Origin of the sequence: Nostoc sp. LPT (assembly GCF_017115165.1) — a bacterium.
Classification (GTDB): Bacteria; Cyanobacteriota; Cyanobacteriia; order Cyanobacteriales; family Nostocaceae; genus Nostoc.
The window spans coordinates 22,841-39,610 of sequence record NZ_JABXKF010000069.1 but is presented as its reverse complement, the minus strand read 5'-3'; the positions used below and the strand labels follow the sequence as shown (position 1 = coordinate 39,610).

The 16,770-nt window shown below is 44.3% G+C and carries 21 protein-coding genes; 18 read left to right on the top strand and 3 right to left on the bottom strand.

Going from position 1 to position 16,770, the window contains the following annotated elements:
* The first annotated feature begins 136 nt into the window (after positions 1-136).
* Positions 137-313, top strand: a complete 177-nt coding sequence (locus HWQ58_RS15875; protein ID WP_292864150.1) for a hypothetical protein — start codon at positions 137-139, stop codon at positions 311-313.
* A 218-nt stretch (positions 314-531) separates the two neighbouring features.
* Positions 532-936, top strand: a complete 405-nt coding sequence (locus HWQ58_RS15870) for a nuclear transport factor 2 family protein (RefSeq protein ID WP_292864148.1) — start codon at positions 532-534, stop codon at positions 934-936.
* A 102-nt stretch (positions 937-1,038) separates the two neighbouring features.
* Here HWQ58_RS15870 and HWQ58_RS15865 read toward each other — a convergent pair whose 3' ends face one another.
* Positions 1,039-1,353, bottom strand: coding sequence for an RNA-binding protein (locus HWQ58_RS15865; RefSeq protein WP_194041514.1), 315 nt, complete (start codon positions 1,351-1,353; stop codon positions 1,039-1,041).
* A gap of 265 nt (positions 1,354-1,618) precedes the next feature.
* On the bottom strand, positions 1,619-2,158 hold the full coding sequence (locus HWQ58_RS15860) for a phycobiliprotein lyase (RefSeq protein ID WP_292864146.1): 540 nt from the start codon (positions 2,156-2,158) through the stop codon (positions 1,619-1,621).
* A gap of 525 nt (positions 2,159-2,683) precedes the next feature.
* Here HWQ58_RS15860 and HWQ58_RS15855 point away from each other — a divergent pair.
* The 3 genes from HWQ58_RS15855 to HWQ58_RS15845 all read left to right on the top strand — a co-directional run bounded on the left by HWQ58_RS15855 (position 2,684) and on the right by HWQ58_RS15845 (position 8,389).
* Positions 2,684-4,195: an efflux RND transporter periplasmic adaptor subunit gene (locus HWQ58_RS15855; protein ID WP_292864144.1), complete on the top strand. Its 1,512-nt coding sequence runs from the start codon at positions 2,684-2,686 to the stop codon at positions 4,193-4,195.
* Between the two features lie 77 nt (positions 4,196-4,272).
* Positions 4,273-7,596 (top strand): efflux RND transporter permease subunit, encoded by a 3,324-nt coding sequence (locus HWQ58_RS15850; RefSeq protein WP_292864143.1) that lies wholly within the window; start codon positions 4,273-4,275, stop codon positions 7,594-7,596.
* A gap of 319 nt (positions 7,597-7,915) precedes the next feature.
* Entirely contained in the window at positions 7,916-8,389 is a 474-nt protein-coding gene (locus tag HWQ58_RS15845; protein WP_292864140.1) for a GNAT family N-acetyltransferase, read from the top strand.
* A gap of 28 nt (positions 8,390-8,417) precedes the next feature.
* Here HWQ58_RS15845 and HWQ58_RS15840 read toward each other — a convergent pair whose 3' ends face one another.
* Positions 8,418-8,894, bottom strand: a complete 477-nt coding sequence (locus HWQ58_RS15840) for an NAD(P)H-quinone oxidoreductase subunit N (protein WP_292774912.1) — start codon at positions 8,892-8,894, stop codon at positions 8,418-8,420.
* Positions 8,895-9,915: 1,021 nt separating this feature from the next.
* On the opposite strand from HWQ58_RS15840, the gene rplC reads away from it, so the two are divergent.
* The 13 genes from rplC to rplE all read left to right on the top strand — a co-directional run bounded on the left by rplC (position 9,916) and on the right by rplE (position 16,765).
* A complete protein-coding gene (gene rplC, locus HWQ58_RS15835) occupies positions 9,916-10,548 on the top strand; it encodes a 50S ribosomal protein L3 (protein WP_292864137.1) in 633 nt (210 codons plus the stop codon).
* Between the two features lie 119 nt (positions 10,549-10,667).
* The gene (rplD, locus tag HWQ58_RS15830; protein ID WP_292864155.1) at positions 10,668-11,306 is read left to right on the top strand and encodes a 50S ribosomal protein L4; all 639 of its coding nucleotides are present in this window, start codon (positions 10,668-10,670) and stop codon (positions 11,304-11,306) included.
* Entirely contained in the window at positions 11,299-11,613 is a 315-nt protein-coding gene (locus tag HWQ58_RS15825; RefSeq protein WP_094349089.1) for a 50S ribosomal protein L23, read from the top strand. Before rplD ends, HWQ58_RS15825 begins: the two co-directional genes overlap by 8 nt.
* A gap of 123 nt (positions 11,614-11,736) precedes the next feature.
* Positions 11,737-12,600 (top strand): 50S ribosomal protein L2, encoded by an 864-nt coding sequence (rplB, locus tag HWQ58_RS15820; RefSeq protein ID WP_292864134.1) that lies wholly within the window; start codon positions 11,737-11,739, stop codon positions 12,598-12,600.
* Positions 12,601-12,771: 171 nt separating this feature from the next.
* Positions 12,772-13,050, top strand: a complete 279-nt coding sequence (gene rpsS / locus HWQ58_RS15815; RefSeq protein WP_012410721.1) for a 30S ribosomal protein S19 — start codon at positions 12,772-12,774, stop codon at positions 13,048-13,050.
* Positions 13,051-13,158: 108 nt separating this feature from the next.
* Positions 13,159-13,515 (top strand): 50S ribosomal protein L22, encoded by a 357-nt coding sequence (gene rplV, locus HWQ58_RS15810; RefSeq protein ID WP_069070777.1) that lies wholly within the window; start codon positions 13,159-13,161, stop codon positions 13,513-13,515.
* Between the two features lie 54 nt (positions 13,516-13,569).
* Positions 13,570-14,352, top strand: a complete 783-nt coding sequence (gene rpsC / locus HWQ58_RS15805; RefSeq protein ID WP_292864131.1) for a 30S ribosomal protein S3 — start codon at positions 13,570-13,572, stop codon at positions 14,350-14,352.
* A gap of 80 nt (positions 14,353-14,432) precedes the next feature.
* On the top strand, positions 14,433-14,858 hold the full coding sequence (rplP, locus tag HWQ58_RS15800; RefSeq protein WP_012410718.1) for a 50S ribosomal protein L16: 426 nt from the start codon (positions 14,433-14,435) through the stop codon (positions 14,856-14,858).
* A 3-nt stretch (positions 14,859-14,861) separates the two neighbouring features.
* Positions 14,862-15,089, top strand: a complete 228-nt coding sequence (gene rpmC / locus HWQ58_RS15795; protein WP_292864129.1) for a 50S ribosomal protein L29 — start codon at positions 14,862-14,864, stop codon at positions 15,087-15,089.
* Positions 15,090-15,095: 6 nt separating this feature from the next.
* On the top strand, positions 15,096-15,344 hold the full coding sequence (gene rpsQ / locus HWQ58_RS15790; protein WP_073641952.1) for a 30S ribosomal protein S17: 249 nt from the start codon (positions 15,096-15,098) through the stop codon (positions 15,342-15,344).
* Positions 15,345-15,390: 46 nt separating this feature from the next.
* The gene (gene rplN / locus HWQ58_RS15785) at positions 15,391-15,759 is read left to right on the top strand and encodes a 50S ribosomal protein L14 (RefSeq protein WP_099101129.1); all 369 of its coding nucleotides are present in this window, start codon (positions 15,391-15,393) and stop codon (positions 15,757-15,759) included.
* Positions 15,759-16,112: a 50S ribosomal protein L24 gene (rplX, locus tag HWQ58_RS15780; protein WP_292729115.1), complete on the top strand. Its 354-nt coding sequence runs from the start codon at positions 15,759-15,761 to the stop codon at positions 16,110-16,112. Before rplN ends, rplX begins: the two co-directional genes overlap by 1 nt.
* A gap of 104 nt (positions 16,113-16,216) precedes the next feature.
* On the top strand, positions 16,217-16,765 hold the full coding sequence (rplE, locus tag HWQ58_RS15775; RefSeq protein WP_292864125.1) for a 50S ribosomal protein L5: 549 nt from the start codon (positions 16,217-16,219) through the stop codon (positions 16,763-16,765).
* Positions 16,766-16,770: the final 5 nt, after the last annotated feature.

Below are 16,770 nucleotides of genomic sequence, written 5' to 3'. Positions count from 1 at the left end.
TCACTGGTGGATTCAATTTGGAGTTTAATCGTAACTAATTACCCGGACATGATATGAAAGATTCATATCATTTACAAACTTATGACATACGTCTATTGGATAGTTAAATTGTTGATTACCCGATGAGGATTTTCAAGTGAATAAGTTCGCTAAAGCTTTACTTTTGGCTGTATTTTTTGCTGCACCTGTAACCGCTTTTGCATCTCAAGCTCAAGCTAAAACTATCCATCATACCAGCGTAAAATCTGCTAAAGTTCATCATACCAAACATCACAGACATCATGCTAAAAAAATAGTTCATAAACATTTATAAATAGTTACTATTAGTTGTAAAAGTTTCTAGTAGCTCTGTAATTAAGTTGAGTGTTGGTTTCTCTGAAAAAACTGTATTATTTAACCCCGCTGGAATCCTACCCTAATCAGCGGGTTTTTTTTATTAACTTGCTCAAGGGTGTGATCGTATAAAAATCAAAGTTCAAAGCGATCGCCTAATTTTACCTACCACCATCCAATTTAGTCTTCAAAACATATATGAAAGCAGACTATTTATTAGAAGAATCGCTTCTTTGCGAGTTGGAGGAGCGTTTGCTTCAACCCGATGTCCGAAAGTCAGCTAAAGATATCATGGATTTACTTGCTGACGAGTTCATTGAGTTCGGAAGCTCAGGGCGTGTTTTTAATAAACAGCAAATTATTGAGAGCTTGCAGAATGAACCCATCGAACCCCTGACTCAAAGATTGATAACAGAATTCAAAACGTTAGTTTTAACAACAGGGGTTGTTTTAGTAACTTATCGTATAGTCAGACATATATCTGGCGAACAGCCTGTTCATTCGCTGCGAAGTTCCATCTGGAAATTAAACGACGATCAATGGAAAATGATTTTTCATCAGGGCACTCTGGTTAGAGAATCATCAGTACGGTATGATAAATGACTGCCTGAAATTATTTAGAGTCAAACTTTTGTATAAAAAAGGCTCAAGCATTGCTGCCTGAGCCTTTTCTAAATTCAATTAAGCTACTTTCGTCTATTTAGCTTAGTAGCGGTTGTTGCTACGGTTGTAGCCGCCGCCACCACCACGGTTCCCAAAGGAACCACCACTTCTGTCTTCTTTGGGCTTGGCTTTATTTACTTTGAGGTCGCGACCAAGCCATTCAGCACCATCAAGAGCTTCAATAGCTTTTGCTTCTTCATCTTCTGAACTCATTTCCACGAAAGCAAAGCCGCGTAAACGACCTGTTTCACGGTCAGTGGGTAGTTGAACACGCTTTACAGCACCATATTCTGCAAATACAGCACTCAGCGCATCTTGTGTAACATCATAGGAGAGGTTACCTACGTAAATTGACATCAAATGTCTCCAAAATCATAAGTTTGTAGAGATTTAGATTTCGGAGAGAAGTCTGTAATACCAAAAGGGAAAAGCCTGTCAATACTAAAAACAAACACTGTCGCCGAATTAATTCTCATTTCACTTCCCATGATGACATAACAACTAACTTTCTGGGAAAAAGGTTTAAAAAACTGTTATAAAAAGTTATATAAGCGGTTAATAGCTAGATGCTGGCTACTCTTAAAACGGATGAGGCTCTAGTGAACCGCACCCACGAGATCAACTAATCCACTCTCTTTTCTAAATATTGACCAATCATTAACTGCTCGCTAGCACGGGAGATAACAGTTTGTCTGGTGCGGTATTTGCTGCCAATTAGCTTTAACTCTTCTTCAAAGACTGAACCGTTGTACTCAGTTCGTAAACACATTGTTTTAGGGTTGGAGAAATAATACTGAGCGGTGACTGGTTTGGATATGGCAAAACCGCGATCGCGATACAAAATGTTTCCTAAAGCTCCAAATATCGTTGAACCTTGCGACTCTTTCCTTGACTTTAGTACATCTGTACTTTCCCATATAACTGCTGCACCACAGATCAAGCTACCTATATCCGGCAAATCGTGCATCTGAGCTAGGTTTTGCAATTCATCACAACCCTGATCTAGAAAATTGATCGTAACTATACTCTCCATCTCCTTGGTTTCTCCCTCTGGTAGGGTGTAGTAGCGGCGTTGCGATTGCCACTTACCCGCCGATTCCTGGAAAAATTCCGAAATCTGGGCTTCATCAGCAGTTTGTGCAATTTTTAGCAATGATGTCACTTGTAACTTTCCTGACCTAATATTGGCGGCTGTAATATATATCGCCCTTTTCTTCGCTGTTTATGCGATCGCCCGATCAAAATACTACAGCGTTAAAAAAAGCAACTTATGTTTACTCTTTTTAATATATTTGATCGAGCGTAAAAATTACTAGGCATTTTGCTATATTAAATCTGGTTATGTCAGTCTAAGTATAATTACTTAATAGTGCCCAGATTAGAAGTAGGGGTGTAAAAGTCCCGTATCTTCAGTAAATACAAGTCTTCTACTAAGGGCAGATTGCAAGAAATTTAAAAATATTTATACTGAGTTAATAATTGCATCGTCAGCTAAAAAGCGGGCGACTCAATTTAATGAGTTAAAGTGGTGAGAATTTTTTTAAATAAAAAGTAATTTTTGATACAAAATTCTGCAAGAAGATAGCCAATTGACTCTCGCCGCTTTTCACTATTCATAATGTCTCAAAATTACTTGGTAATGCACGGCTGTTTAACCCAAAAAGCTCCCCAAATACGAGAAAAATAAATGATTTTGGACAGAAATAAGCCGCACAAGCAGGCGAAAATCTCACCTTTGGCAGCCGCTAACCAGGTAATTAATACCCAGTTAAATTCAGTTATGAAGACTGATGTGGCTGTTGCAGATGTAAAAAATAGTTTTGACACAAAGGTGTCTTCCCCTTTTGCATCTATATTATTGATTCCCTGTTTGCTAGGCATCGGACTGCTGACAGCGAATTGTGGAGCGCTACCCAAGGAAGAACCGGCTGATGCACAATCTCAGAGTCCTGGTAGTGGACAACGTGTTAGTGCAACGGCTGTAGATGTAGCGATCGCTCGAACTGATACGCTACAAACACAACCAGAATACACAGGTAATACAACCCCCTTCCGAATTGTGTCACTGCGATCGCAAGTAGAAGCTCGGTTGTTGGCTTTGAACCTTGATGTCGGCGATGCAGTAAAGCTTGGGCAAAACGTCGGGCAGTTAGACGATGCCATACTTTCGACCGAATTAAAGCAAGCAGAAGCAGAGTTAGCAGCTCTCAAATCAGAAGTAGCTAGGGCAACAAATCAGGTAAGCAATGCTCGTGCAGACGTTGAACGAGCGCGGCTAGAAGTAGTACAAGCTCAAGCAGACTCAGGGCGGCAGCAAAAACTCTTCCAAGCTGGAGCGATCGCTGAACAAACTGCCCAGCAAGCACGTACCCAGGCAAAAACAGCCGCCCAGGCACTCCGGGCAGCCCAAGAACAAGTTCGCACAGAACAGCAAGCCGTTGCTGCCGCCCAAGGTAGAGTACTTGCTCAACAGGCATTAGTTGCCCAAACCAAAGAGCGCAGGTCTTATACTCGGCTGGTATCTCCGATCACTGGCGTAGTCACACAAAGGGTGACAGAACCAGGCAACTTGCTGCAAGCAGGTAACGAAGTCTTGAAAATTGGCGACTTTAACCGTGTCAAAGTCATCGTCCAAGTTTCCGAATTAGAACTAGCACAAATTCAAGTTGGACAGTCTGTACAAGTCCGTTTAGATGCCTTTCCCAAAGAAGCATTAATTGGCAGAGTTACGCGCATTTCCCCCGCTGCTGATGCCACAGCTCGCTTGATACCTGTAGAGGTAGTGATTCCCAACACTCAAGGTAAGATTGGCAGTGGACTACTGGCGCGAGTCAACTTTGAAAACCAGACTCAACAGCGGGTAGTAGTGCCGCAAACAGCTATTCAGAAACAAGCAGGCAGTAAGAACTCCAAGGGTACAGGGGAGACGCAAACAAATGCACAGCAGAACTCTTCCCCACCTAACACATCTGGTACAGCAGAGGCAAAGTCGCAAGACCAAAGTGGGACAATATTTGTCGTCAAAGACATAGAAGGCAAAACGAAGGTAGCAGCACGAGCCGTAATGATGGGAAAAAGGGCTGATGGCAAAGTAGAAATTTTATCCGGTTTGCAAGTGGGAGAGCGCTATGTTGTTCGTAGTGGTAAGCCGTTAAAAGAAGGTGACACTGTAAGTCTTTCAATTCTTTCAGAAAAGTAATAGTAGGGTGAGCAATAATCACCATACCAAAAAAAAAGTACTCAGTAGTCAGCATTTAGCACTTATCACTTAGAATCATGCAACAGGCAAATAATAATGGCAATAGCGGATTTAGCCTTAGTGCGATCGCTATCCGCCAACACATTGGCACACTCATGCTCACCGTGGCAGTAATTGTCATTGGGGTATTTTTTCTCACAACGATCCAAGTCGATCTGCTACCGGCTATTACCTATCCGCGAATTGGCGTCCGGCTAGAAGCCCCTGGTATTTCGCCAGAAGTAGCAGTAGATGAAATCACCAGACCTTTAGAAGAAGCTTTACGGGCAACCGAGAATGTAGTGCAAGTTTTCTCCCGCACTCGTGAAGGACAGGTAAGCCTCGATTTATACTTCCAACCAGGGGGCGATATTGACCAAGCTCTAAACGATGCAACTGCTGCTTTTAACCGAAATCGAGGACAACTACCAGATACAATAGAGGAGCCGCGCTTATTCAAAGTCGATCCTTCTCAATTGCCGGTTTATGAATTGGCGCTGACCTCTGCTTCATTGCCAGGTAAAGAGTTACGCGTATTTGCTGATGAAGAGTTAACCCGTGAACTCAGTGTCGTGCCGGGAGTCGCTTCCGTTGATGTATCTGGTGGCGCAGAGGAAGAAGTACGAGTGCTTGTTGACTTAAACCGATTGCAAGCTTTGGGTGTGGGGTTAAATGATGTCTTAGATGAATTAACAGCCCGTAACCAAGATACTTCTGGTGGTCGGATTCTGGGGCAAAATTCTGAGCCATTGACTCGGACTGTCGGACGCTTCCAAAATGCCAAGGAAATTGAAAACCTTTCCTTGGAAGTTTCTTCTCCTGGTAGTGCTAATACCAGTAATAGCAGTAATACCACTACCACTACCACTACTACTACTACCACTACCCCTGCACCTTCGCGCCGCGTTTATTTGCGAGACTTTGCTGAGGTAATTGATGATACAGAAGAACAGCGAGTATTTGTTTATCTGAATCGTCAGCCTGCGGTAAAATTTTCAGTCCAAAAGCAGCCTGAAGCCAACACAATCACAGTTGTAGATGCTGTTAAGCGGCGAATTGAACAATTACGACAATCGGGTTTAATTCCAGCAGATATGACTTTGAGTCCCACCACAGATGAATCTGTCTTCATCCGCAATTCTTTAAATGATGTCATCTTTTCGGGGATTTCTGGAGCATTATTAGCAGCAGCAGCAGTGTTGTTATTTTTAGGATCGTTCAGGCAAACATTCATTATCAGTTTGACGATTCCGCTGTGTACTCTGGCAGCGATCGCTTTAATGAGAATATTTGGTTTAACCTTGAATGTGTTTAGTTTGGCAGGTCTGACACTAGGAGTCGGTCAAGCAATTGATACATCGGTTGTGATCTTGGAGAACATTTCTGAAAAAGCGGGGATGACTCCCAATCAAAGAGAGATGGAGGCAGGGGAGCGGGGGAGCAGAGGAGCAGAGGAGAAGGGGAGAAATTCCAAATTCTTTATTGACAGTGCGACTACTGCTTCCCAAGAAGTAGAATCTGCTTTGGTTGCTGCCACAGGTGCCAACTTAGTTTCTGTAGTGCCATTCCTCTTAATTGGTGGCTTTATTGCACTGCTATTTAATGAACTGATTCTGACAATTAGCTTCGCAGTCGCAGCATCGCTTGTGGTTGCGATCACAGTAGTGCCAATGCTGTCTTCTCGACTTTTAGGAATTCGCTGGTCTAGTCGAATTAGTGAATTTTGGCTGCTTAGACAGTTTAATCACCGATTTGAAGATGCTACGCGGGGATACAGTAACTTCTTAACCAAGGTCTTACGCTATCGGCTCCTCGTAGTAACTGCTGCTTTAATAATTTTAGGTGGCAGTAGCTTCTTCATGTTTGGTCAAATTCCCCAAGAAATTTTACCCCGCATCAGTACCGGACAAGCTACCTTGAGAGCACAGTTTCCTCCCGGTACACCTTTAGTAACTTCTCAAAAAGTTATGCAAATTGTCGATGACATTTTGCTCAAACAACCAGAAACCGAGTCTGCTTTCACAACAGTGGGTGGTAATTTATTTGGCAGCAGTACTACAGAAAATCCTTTACGTGCCAGTAGTACCATCAATCTTAAACCAGGCACAGATGTCGAAGCTTTCGTCAAAAAAGTAACTCAAGAATTTAACAAACTCAACTTAGCAGGAATTCTGCTGCGCCTCAATCCTGGTCAGGTACGGGGTTTAATCTTGAGTAATTCTCCAGTGCAAGGGTCAGATGTTGACGTGGTTCTGCAAGGTGAGAACGAAGAAAACTTGACGCAAGCAGGGGCCCAAGTCCTGCAAGCATTACAAGAAAGGGCAAAATTAGCGACATTCCGACCAGATGCCGACCCTCGACAACCGGAAATCCAAATTCGCCCAGACTGGGAAAGGGTTTCAGCTTTAGGATTGAGTGCTCAACAAATTGGTGCAACAGTTCAAACAGCAATTGAAGGTTCAGTTCCCACGCAAATTCAACGCGGTAATCGTTTACTTGATGTGCGGGTGCAACTAAATAAAGAAGCGATTCAGCGTCCTTCCCAGTTAGAGCAATTACCGCTATTTACAGAAAACAATCAACTAATCCGCCTTTTTAATGTTGCGAAGATTCAAGAAGGTCAAGCGCCTGGTGAGGTGCAACGGATTAATCAGCGCCAAGCTTTTATTGTCGCAGGAAATCTCAGCGAGGGAGCTAGTCTTGGTGAAGCGATCGCAGAAGTCAACAAGGTACTCCAAGATGTAGACTTACCTAATGGTGTTTCCATTGTGCCTAGTTCTGCCCAAGAAACGAATCAGCAACTTCAGGATGCTTTAAAAACTTTGGGGGCGTTGGCGACGTTCTTAATATTTGTAGTCATGGCGGTACAATACAATTCGCTGATTGACCCGTTGGTAATTATGTTCACCGTACCACTAGCGTTAGCTGGGGGAATTTTTGGACTTTACATTACCAAAACTGCAATTGGCGCAACTGTAATTGTTGGTGTCGTCCTGCTGGTGGGAATTGTAGTGAACGCAGGGATTCTGATGGTGGAACTAGCAAACCAAATTCGGGATGAAGTTGGTTGTACTCGCCAAATTGCGATCGTGAAAGCTGCTCCTCAACGTTTGCGCCCAATTATCATGACTACAGTCACCACTATCTTGGGACTGTTTCCTTTGGCATTGGGCATTGGTGAAGGTTCTGAGTTTTTGCAGCCTTTAGGGATTGTAGTTTTCTTTGGGATGGCGATCGCAACGATGCTGACACTATTTATCATCCCCTGTTTTTATATTCTGCTGCACGATTTGCTAGGTGGAAATTGGGCGAAGCCAGTGTTAACCCGATTGCGTGGAGTTACGAAAAAACTTATCAGCTAATGAGCATTTAAGTTGCACATAGCGCAATACCGATTTGCTGGCGATCGCGATTGCTGTTTCTTTCTGGAGTGGTTATAAATAGACAGACGTTTGCCATAGTCTCTAAACCTTATAACCATTTCAGATATCCACTTAGACATCGCCCCTGTTCTAACCAAGCCAGCTTTTCCCAATGCTATAGCAAGGAACTGGGGAAAGTGGGGCCCCCTCTGGGGATAAGGGGTAATGGGGACTGGGCGAAAAGTCTTTTTGTGTCTAAGTTTTATCATCTATCTATGTCCTAATCACCAAGGCTTTTGCTATAAAAACTTGAAAGCTTATGCTGATCCGCCCCGCCACAATAACTGACGTACCCGCAGTTTTACCAATGGTTGCCAAAATTTGTGCTTTGCATGAGTCTTGGGATTCCGCCAAGTATGGTTTTCTACCGCATCCAGAACAGCGTTATGAGCAATGGTTGACGCGTTTGGCAAATAACGAGCGCAGTATATTTCTAGTATCCGAAAATGAAGGGCAAATTATAGGGTTTTTGGTGGCAACAGTTGAGCGAGAAATACCAATTTACCGATTACAGGAATTTGCTTTTATTCATGATATCTGGGTCGAGGCGGAATATCGCCAAAAAGGAATTGCGCGGCAGATGGTAATGCTAAGTATTGAACGCTTTCATCAGATGGGCGTCAAGCAAATTCGTCTAGATACAGCAATTGCTAACGAGGCTTCACGGCGGTTGTTTGCATCTTGTGGTTTTCGATTCAGCATTATTGAAATGCTGATTGAATTGAGTCATTAGTCATAAGCAAATGACTAATGACAAAAGACTAACTAGCTAACAGAGTTTTTTCTAGAGAAGTCCAACGGAAAGAGCGATCGCCCCCCCTCTCAATGATTACTCTCACTCGTGGTTCTAGTTGAGGCAAATTTGTCAAATACTCAAGTTCCTCATTGGAAAGAATATGCCCTTCAATAATCCACAAGACCAGCCCCTTAGACTTTGGTGGTAGCTGTTCTAAATGAGAATTGAGAATTGGTGGAAGATAGTACACTTGACCTACTGCCGCCCCGCTACCAGTACTTTTTTTACCAAGATGAGGAGGTCTGACTCCATGAATTCTTGTGAGATACGCAGCTACATCACCCAGTCCTTTAGCAGTAATGTGGAGGGTAGTATACCCAGCTGCCCGTAGTCGGCGCTGATATCGACCTTCATAACCCCCTTCTAAAGGTACATACACTCCCAGAGCGCCAAACTTTTCCAGATCGCGGATTAAACCGTTGCCAGTGGTAATTAGTGCCATAGATTTTCGTCTTATCCCACTTAGATATCTCTATTATTTACCCTGAACCAATAGATTAAAAGCATTTTTTTTGGGCATTGGGCATTGGCAAGAATTCTTCCTAACTCCTAACTCTCTTACTCAGCACTCAGCACTTAGCACTCAGCACTCCTGAAGGGCATTGGGCATGGGGCATTGGGCATAGTTATTCTTCCTTGTCCTCCTGCTTCCCTCACTCCCTAAAAATAGCTCTATAAATTACTGGACAAACATAAATAAATAATTTATATTATTAGATTGTGACCAAACAAGCAAATTAGGTTGACTTTTTACTGTCATTCTGAGGTAGTGTTAGCATCAAAAGCTAATGACTTAATCCAAATTGGATAATTTAACTCAGAGAGATCGTAGACTGGTAAACTAAGAAAGCTTTCAGGTCAACATTAGAGCTTATGGAAGAATAACCAAAGTTAATCCTAAGCTCCAAGGTACGTTTACTCCTATGCCTCTAAAAAAGCAGGCAAAAGCTTAAACAATAGTTTAAGGTGTTTAAGGAAGTAAAGACTGAGCAGCAATGTTGGTTTCATGGCATTACGTCAGTCTCAGTTAACGGATACTGGGCGGTAATAACCGCTTAAGTCCAACTGCAACACGGCAGTAGCCAATCTCCGGGAAGCCGCCCTTCGGGCGTGTAAAAATCGGAAAACCCGCCGACAGCGCTGCCTCCAGAAAGTGCCAGAGCAATTGCTTGGACGAAAGCATTGCTGCACACAGCTTAAAGCTGTAGCGCCTTGCATTGATTCCAGAAGTTACTCCTTCCCAACGGGAAGAGACTTGTGGCTGTTCTGGTGATCTAATGAGTGAAGCTAAACAGATTCATCAAGCAGTAAGGAGACGGTTTGTTGTGTCCGAAAGCATTTGGAGCGGTTTACTAAAGCCATTCTAAATTTCGCAGGCTAACCTAGCCTAAACTGATGCGTACAAAGCGTGTCCTCTAAAGTCCAATTCCAAGGTCAGCAAGTAGAAAGGAGAACCAGTTACTGTGTCTGTAGGTATTCTCGGCACCAAGCTGGGCATGACTCAAATATTTGACGAAGCAGGAGTGTCTATTCCTGTAACTGTCATTCAAGCAGGGCCATGCACCGTTACACAAGTTAAAACGAAAGAAACCGACGGTTACTTTGCCATTCAAGTTGGTTATGGCGAAGTTAAACCCAAGGCACTAAACAGACCATTATTGGGTCATTTGGCTAAATCATCTGCCCCAGCATTGCGTCACTTAAATGAATATCACACCGATCGCTCTAGTGATTATGCTTTAGGTCAAGAGATTAAAGCAGATATTTTTAGCGCTGGTCAAATTGTCGATGTCGTCGGTACAAGCATCGGTCGCGGCTTTGCCGGAAACCAGAAGCGCAACAACTTTGGTCGCGGGCCAATGTCACACGGTTCCAAAAACCACAGAGCACCCGGTTCTATTGGTGCTGGTACAACACCCGGTCGTGTCTATCCAGGTAAGCGGATGGCAGGGCGTTTAGGTGGAAAACGTATTACAATCCGCAAACTGACCATAGTGCGAGTTGACCCAGAACGCAACTTATTGCTAATTAAGGGAGCCATTCCTGGTAAACCAGGCGCTCTAGTAAGTGTTGTGCCTGCAAAAATAGTGGGATAGTCATTAGTCATTAGTCATTGGTCATTAGTCAATTGGTTAAAAGACAAAGGACAAATGACACAGGACAAATGGCAAAAGACCAATGACAAATGACAAAGGACAAAGGACAAATAACAAAGATGGTTGAAAGCGTAGTTAAAAATTGGCAAGGAGAACAGGTCGGCGAGACGACCTTCGAATTGCGCGTTGCCAAAGAAGAAACAGCGTCTCATATTGTGCACCGCGCCTTAGTACGGCAATTGACCAATGCTCGTCAAGGAAATGCCAGTACAAAAACTCGTTCGGAAGTCAGAGGTGGCGGTCGTAAACCTTGGCGACAAAAAGGTACTGGTCGCGCTCGTGCAGGGTCTATTCGTTCACCATTGTGGCGTGGCGGTGGTGTGATCTTTGGGCCAAAGCCCAGAGACTTCGACCTGAAGTTGAACCGCAAAGAGCGACGTTTAGCACTGCGGACAGCATTTGTCAGCCGGATTGACGACTTGATCGTAGTAGAAGAATTTAGCACCGAGCTATCTCGCCCCAAAACTAAAGAATTAGTGGCAGCACTTGCCCGTTGGGGAGTAGTACCAGAAAGCAAGGCACTGTTAATTTTGTCTGAAATTGCGGATACAGATAACGTTTATTTATCAGCCCGCAACATTGAAAATTTAAAACTAATTGCAGCCGACCAGCTAAATGTTTTTGATTTACTGCACGCTGACAAGATTGTAGTAACGGCATCAGCCCTAGAAAAAATTCAGGAGGTCTACAGTGCCTAGCTTTGACCCCCGCGACCTTGCCGACTTAGTGCGTCGCCCAATCGTCACCGAGAAAGCGACCATCTTGATGGAGCAAAACAAGTACACCTTTGAAGTAATTCCAAAGGCATCTAAGCCAGAAATCAAGGCTGCGATCGAAGACTTGTTTCAGGTCAAGGTCGTAAAAGTCAACACTATCTTACCACCGCGCAAAAAGCGGCGCGTTGGTAAATTTATTGGTTATAAGCCCCAATATAAGCGAGCGATCGTCACCGTCGCACCTGGGGATGAAGACAAGATTAGACAAGTTCTATTCCCAGAAGTCTAAAAAAGTTGTGAGTTAAAAGTTAAGAGTTAGGAGTTACTAAGCTCAAAACTCAGCACTCAAAATTTTAAACTCAGCACGGGCTAAACGCCCCGCTATCGCTAACAGCACTCAGCACTTAAAAATATGGGTACTCGTTCTTATCGCCCTTATACCCCCAGCACTCGCCAAGTTACAATCTCTGACTTTGCGGAAATTACCAGATCCGAACCAGAAAAATCCTTAACAACCTCGAAGCATCGCGCCAAAGGTCGGAATAATCACGGACGGATTACTAGTCGTCGCCGGGGTGGCGGACACAAACAGCTTTATCGGATCATCGATTTTAAAAGGGATAAACATAATATTCCTGCCAAAGTCGCAGCAATTGAATACGATCCTAACCGCAACGCCAGAATTGCCCTTTTGTATTACCAAGACGGCGAAAAACGATACATCCTTCACCCCAACGGGTTGAAAGTTGGAACAATCATTATTTCTGGGCCTGAAGCTCCCTTTGAAGACGGTAATGCCTTACCGCTCTCAAAGATTCCTTTGGGTACTAGTGTTCACAACGTAGAATTCACTCCTGGTAAAGGTGGTCAAATTGTACGTGCTGCTGGTGCTAGCGCCCAAGTGGTGGCAAAAGAAGGTAATTATGTAACTCTCAAATTGCCTTCAGGAGAAGTCCGCTTAATTCGACGCGAATGCTACGCCACCATTGGGCAAGTAGGCAACACCGACGCGAGAAACCTGAGTGCAGGTAAAGCCGGACGAAATCGTTGGAAAGGTCGCCGTCCTAAGGTTAGAGGTAGCGTCATGAACCCAGTGGATCACCCACATGGTGGTGGTGAAGGTAGAGCGCCTATCGGTAGATCGGGGCCTGTTACACCTTGGGGTAAACCCACATTGGGTGCGAAGACACGCAATCGCAAGAAACTTAGCAGCAAGTTGATTGTGCGTCGTCGTCGTAAGTCTTCTAAACGCGGTCGCGGTGGTCGTGAGTCTTAATCAGTAATGAGTACCGAGTAACGAGTGCTGAGTGGAATTCTCAAGCTCAACACTTAAAACTCAACACTTAAAACTCAAGACTTCTAAACTTGAGACTCGAAACTTAAAACTCAAAACTCAGCACGGGCTAAACGCCCCGCTAACGCTAACAGAACTCAGCACTTAAAAAATATGGGTCGTTCTCTAAAAAAAGGTCCTTTCGTTGCGGATCATCTCTTAAAGAAAATTGAAAAGCTCAACGACAACAACAGAAAAGAAGTTATTAAAACTTGGTCGCGAGCTTCGACAATTTTGCCTCTAATGGTAGGGCATACCATAGCTGTTCACAACGGACGCCAACACGTTCCCGTTTTTGTAAATGAACAGATGGTAGGACACAAGTTGGGTGAATTTGCCCCGACACGCACCTACAGGGGTCATGGAAAAAGCGACAAAAAAGCAGGTAGGTAGTTATTAGTCATTGGTCATTTGTCATTGGTCATTTGTCATTGGTTATTAGCTTTCGACAAAAGACAAAGGACAAAAGATAAAGGACGAAGGACAAAATTGGAGAAAATTATGGCTACTAATACTACTGAAGTAAAAGCGATCGCTCGTTTTATCCGTATCTCGGCCTACAAGGTGCGTCGGGTACTCGATCAAATCCGCGGGCGATCGTACCGAGAAGCGTTAATCATCCTGGAATTTATGCCCTATCGCGCCACTGAACCCATATTGAAGGTTCTCAGAAGCGCTGCTGCCAATGCCGAACACAACGCTGGGTTAGATCGGACTCAACTAGTGATTACTCAGGCTTATGCGGATCAAGGGCCGCCGTTGAAGCGGTTCCAGCCAAGAGCGCAAGGTCGAGCTTACCAAATTCGCAAGCCGACGTGTCATATTACTGTGGCTGTTGCAGCCGCCCCAGAAAAATAAGCTTTTTTTACAGAAATAAATTGCGTAAAGTCAGAAATTTTAGAGGAAGCATTCGTGGGACAAAAGATTCATCCAGTTGGTTTTCGCCTGGGTATTACACATGAACATCAATCTCGTTGGTTTGCTGTTCCTGATCGCTATCCAGAACTTCTCCAAGAAGATCACAAACTGCGTCAATACATAGAACAAAAGCTGGGTAGACAAGCTCAAAACAACGCCGGAATTTCCGAAGTGCGGATTGAGCGCAAAGCTGACCAAATCGACTTAGAAGTACGCACAGCTAGACCTGGGGTAGTAGTGGGTCGCGGTGGACAAGGTATTGAATCCTTACGTACTGGACTCCAAGGATTGTTGGGTAGTAATCGCCAAATTCGCATTAACGTAGTTGAAGTTCAACGGGTTGATGCTGATGCCTACCTAATTGCTGAATACATAGCTCAACAATTGGAACGTCGGGTTTCCTTTCGGCGGGTAGTGCGGCAATCGATTCAACGCGCCCAACGGGCTGGTGTCCAAGGTATTAAAATCCAAGTCAGCGGTCGGCTCAACGGTGCAGAAATTGCCCGGACAGAGTGGACTCGTGAAGGTAGAGTACCTTTACATACCTTACGCGCTGACATTGACTACTCTTATTGCACAGCAAAAACTGTTTACGGCATTTTGGGTATCAAAGTATGGGTGTTTAAGGGAGAAATTATTCCTGGACAGGAAGAAACACCCCTACCACCAGCCAGCCGCGATCGCGAACGCGAACCCCGCGAACGCGAACGCGAACCCCGTCGCCGTCAACAACAACGTCGTCGCCAGCAATTTGAAGACCGCTCAAATGAAGGATAAATCGTCATTAGTCATTAGTCATTAGTAAATGGCAGATGGCAAATGACAAATGACAAATGACAAATGACAAATGACAAACCATGTTAAGCCCTAGAAGAACTAAATTCCGCAAACAACAGCGCGGACGGATGGAAGGACTAGCCACCCGTGGTAGTACCCTCAACTTCGGTGATTTTGCACTCCAAGCGCAAGAACCAGCTTGGATTACCTCGCGGCAAATCGAGGCTTCCCGTCGGGCAATGACTCGTTATATTCGTCGGGGTGGACAAATCTGGATTCGGATTTTCCCTGATAAACCTGTAACCATGCGTCCTGCTGAAACCCGGATGGGTTCTGGTAAAGGTAATCCAGAGTTTTGGGTAGCTGTAGTCAAGCCAGGACGAATTTTGTTTGAAATCGGTGGGGTTTCGGAAGAAATCGCCCGTGAAGCGATGCGTTTGGCTTCATTTAAACTGCCCATCAAAACTAAGTTTATTGTGCGTTCTCAACCACAGGAGCAGGAGTAGCTTATGCCTCTTCCCAAGATTTCAGAAGCTAGAGAATTAAGTGACGAGAAGCTCTCTGATGAAATTGTCGCCATCAAAAGACAACTATTTCAGTTGCGCTTGCAAAAAGCCACCAGACAATTAGAAAAGCCCCACCAGTTCCGACAATTGCGCCACCGCCTAGCCCAATTGCTGACGCTAGAAACAGAACGCAAACAGGCAGCAAGTCAATCGGCTAAAGAGAAAAAGTAGGAGATTATGGCAGTTAAAGAACGAGTTGGCTTGGTAGTGAGCGATAAAATGCAAAAAACTGTGGTAGTCGCCATAGAAAACCGCGCTCCTCACCCCAAGTACGGCAAGATTGTGGTTAACACCCAACGATATAAAGTTCACGACGAAGAAAATCAGTGTAAAGTAGGCGATCGCGTTCGCATTCAGGAAACTAGACCCCTGAGTAAAACCAAGCGCTGGAAAATCACAGAAATCCTGAACGTCAAGCCTACTTAAACCTCATCGTTGTTAGACACTAACAACATTACAAGGGAGAATAATTGTGATTCAACCCCAGACTTACCTGAATGTCGCAGATAATAGCGGCGCCCGCAAACTGATGTGCATCCGTATCTTAGGCGGAGGCAACCGCCGCTATGGTTTTATTGGCGATAAAATTATTGCAGTTGTCAAAGATGCTACACCCAACATGGCTGTAAAAAAGTCTGATGTTGTGGAAGCAGTAATTGTTCGGACTCGGAAAGCTGTAAATCGTGACAGCGGTATGAGTATTCGCTTTGATGATAACGCCGCTGTAATTATCAACAAAGACGGTAATCCCAGAGGTACACGGGTTTTTGGCCCAGTTGCACGGGAACTGCGTGATAAAAACTTTACTAAAATTGTTTCTCTGGCTCCGGAGGTGCTTTAATGGCAACCAAACAGGGTACGCCCAAAGTATTCCACAAAATGCACGTCAAAACTGGCGACACCGTACAAGTGATTGCTGGCAAAGACAAAGGAAAGGTTGGTGAAATTATCCAAGCACTTCCTCAACTGAGTAAAGTCATCGTCAAAGGTGTCAACATCAAGACCAAGCACGTCAAACCCCAGCAAGAAGGGGAATCAGGGCGAATTATTACGCAAGAATTCCCGATTCATAGCTCCAATGTGATGCTTTATTCCACCAAGCAAAACGTTGCCAGTCGTGTTGGTTACACCTTTACCTCAGAAGGCAAAAAAGTCAGAAAACTCAAGAAAACTGGCGAAATTCTGGATAAATAGTCATTAGTCATTGGTCATTAGTCAAAAGACAAAGGACAAAGGACAAATAACAAAGGACAATAAAAGTTCCCTGACCAAGCCCAGGGATATCAGGACAAAAAACTATGGCGACAACAAGACTCAAAACCTTATATCAAGAGACAATCGTCCCCAAACTGATCGATCAGTTTCAATATACCAACGTTCATCAAGTACCGAAGTTGGTAAAGGTTACGATTAACCGAGGTTTGGGTGAAGCAGCTCAAAATGCGAAGTCACTAGAGGCATCCATCAACGAGATTGCCGTGGTAACAGGTCAAAAACCAGTGGTGACAAGGGCGAAAAAGGCGATCGCTGGCTTTAAGATCCGTCAAGGAATGCCTGTGGGGATCATGGTGACACTCAGAGCCGAACGGATGTATGCCTTTTTCGATCGGCTAGTTAGCCTGTCACTACCCAGAATTCGAGATTTTCGCGGCGTTAGCCCTAAAAGCTTTGACGGACGCGGTAACTACACTTTGGGTGTCAGAGAACAGCTAATTTTTCCAGAAGTCGAATACGACAGCATCGATCAAGTGCGTGGGATGGATATTTCCATCATTACCACAGCAAAAAACGACGAAGAGGGACGCGCCTTACTTAAAGAATTAGGAATGCCCTTTCGCGATCAATAAGTTCA

Excerpts from the sequence above, each read along its gene's own strand:
- rplE (WP_292864125.1), top strand. The coding sequence starts at position 16,217 with ATGGCGACAACAAGACTCAAAACCTTATATCAAGAGACAATCGTCCCC.
- rpsS (WP_012410721.1), top strand. The coding sequence starts at position 12,772 with ATGGGTCGTTCTCTAAAAAAAGGTCCTTTCGTTGCGGATCATCTCTTA.
- rplB (WP_292864134.1), top strand. The coding sequence starts at position 11,737 with ATGGGTACTCGTTCTTATCGCCCTTATACCCCCAGCACTCGCCAAGTT.
- rplX (WP_292729115.1), top strand. The coding sequence starts at position 15,759 with ATGGCAACCAAACAGGGTACGCCCAAAGTATTCCACAAAATGCACGTC.
- HWQ58_RS15855 (WP_292864144.1), top strand. The coding sequence starts at position 2,684 with ATGATTTTGGACAGAAATAAGCCGCACAAGCAGGCGAAAATCTCACCT.
- HWQ58_RS15840 (WP_292774912.1), bottom strand. The coding sequence starts at position 8,894 with ATGGCACTAATTACCACTGGCAACGGTTTAATCCGCGATCTGGAAAAG.
- rplP (WP_012410718.1), top strand. The coding sequence starts at position 14,433 with ATGTTAAGCCCTAGAAGAACTAAATTCCGCAAACAACAGCGCGGACGG.
- rplV (WP_069070777.1), top strand. The coding sequence starts at position 13,159 with ATGGCTACTAATACTACTGAAGTAAAAGCGATCGCTCGTTTTATCCGT.
- rplD (WP_292864155.1), top strand. The coding sequence starts at position 10,668 with ATGGTTGAAAGCGTAGTTAAAAATTGGCAAGGAGAACAGGTCGGCGAG.
- HWQ58_RS15850 (WP_292864143.1), top strand. The coding sequence starts at position 4,273 with ATGCAACAGGCAAATAATAATGGCAATAGCGGATTTAGCCTTAGTGCG.
- HWQ58_RS15845 (WP_292864140.1), top strand. The coding sequence starts at position 7,916 with ATGCTGATCCGCCCCGCCACAATAACTGACGTACCCGCAGTTTTACCA.
- rpmC (WP_292864129.1), top strand. The coding sequence starts at position 14,862 with ATGCCTCTTCCCAAGATTTCAGAAGCTAGAGAATTAAGTGACGAGAAG.
- HWQ58_RS15870 (WP_292864148.1), top strand. The coding sequence starts at position 532 with ATGAAAGCAGACTATTTATTAGAAGAATCGCTTCTTTGCGAGTTGGAG.
- HWQ58_RS15865 (WP_194041514.1), bottom strand. The coding sequence starts at position 1,353 with ATGTCAATTTACGTAGGTAACCTCTCCTATGATGTTACACAAGATGCG.
- rpsQ (WP_073641952.1), top strand. The coding sequence starts at position 15,096 with ATGGCAGTTAAAGAACGAGTTGGCTTGGTAGTGAGCGATAAAATGCAA.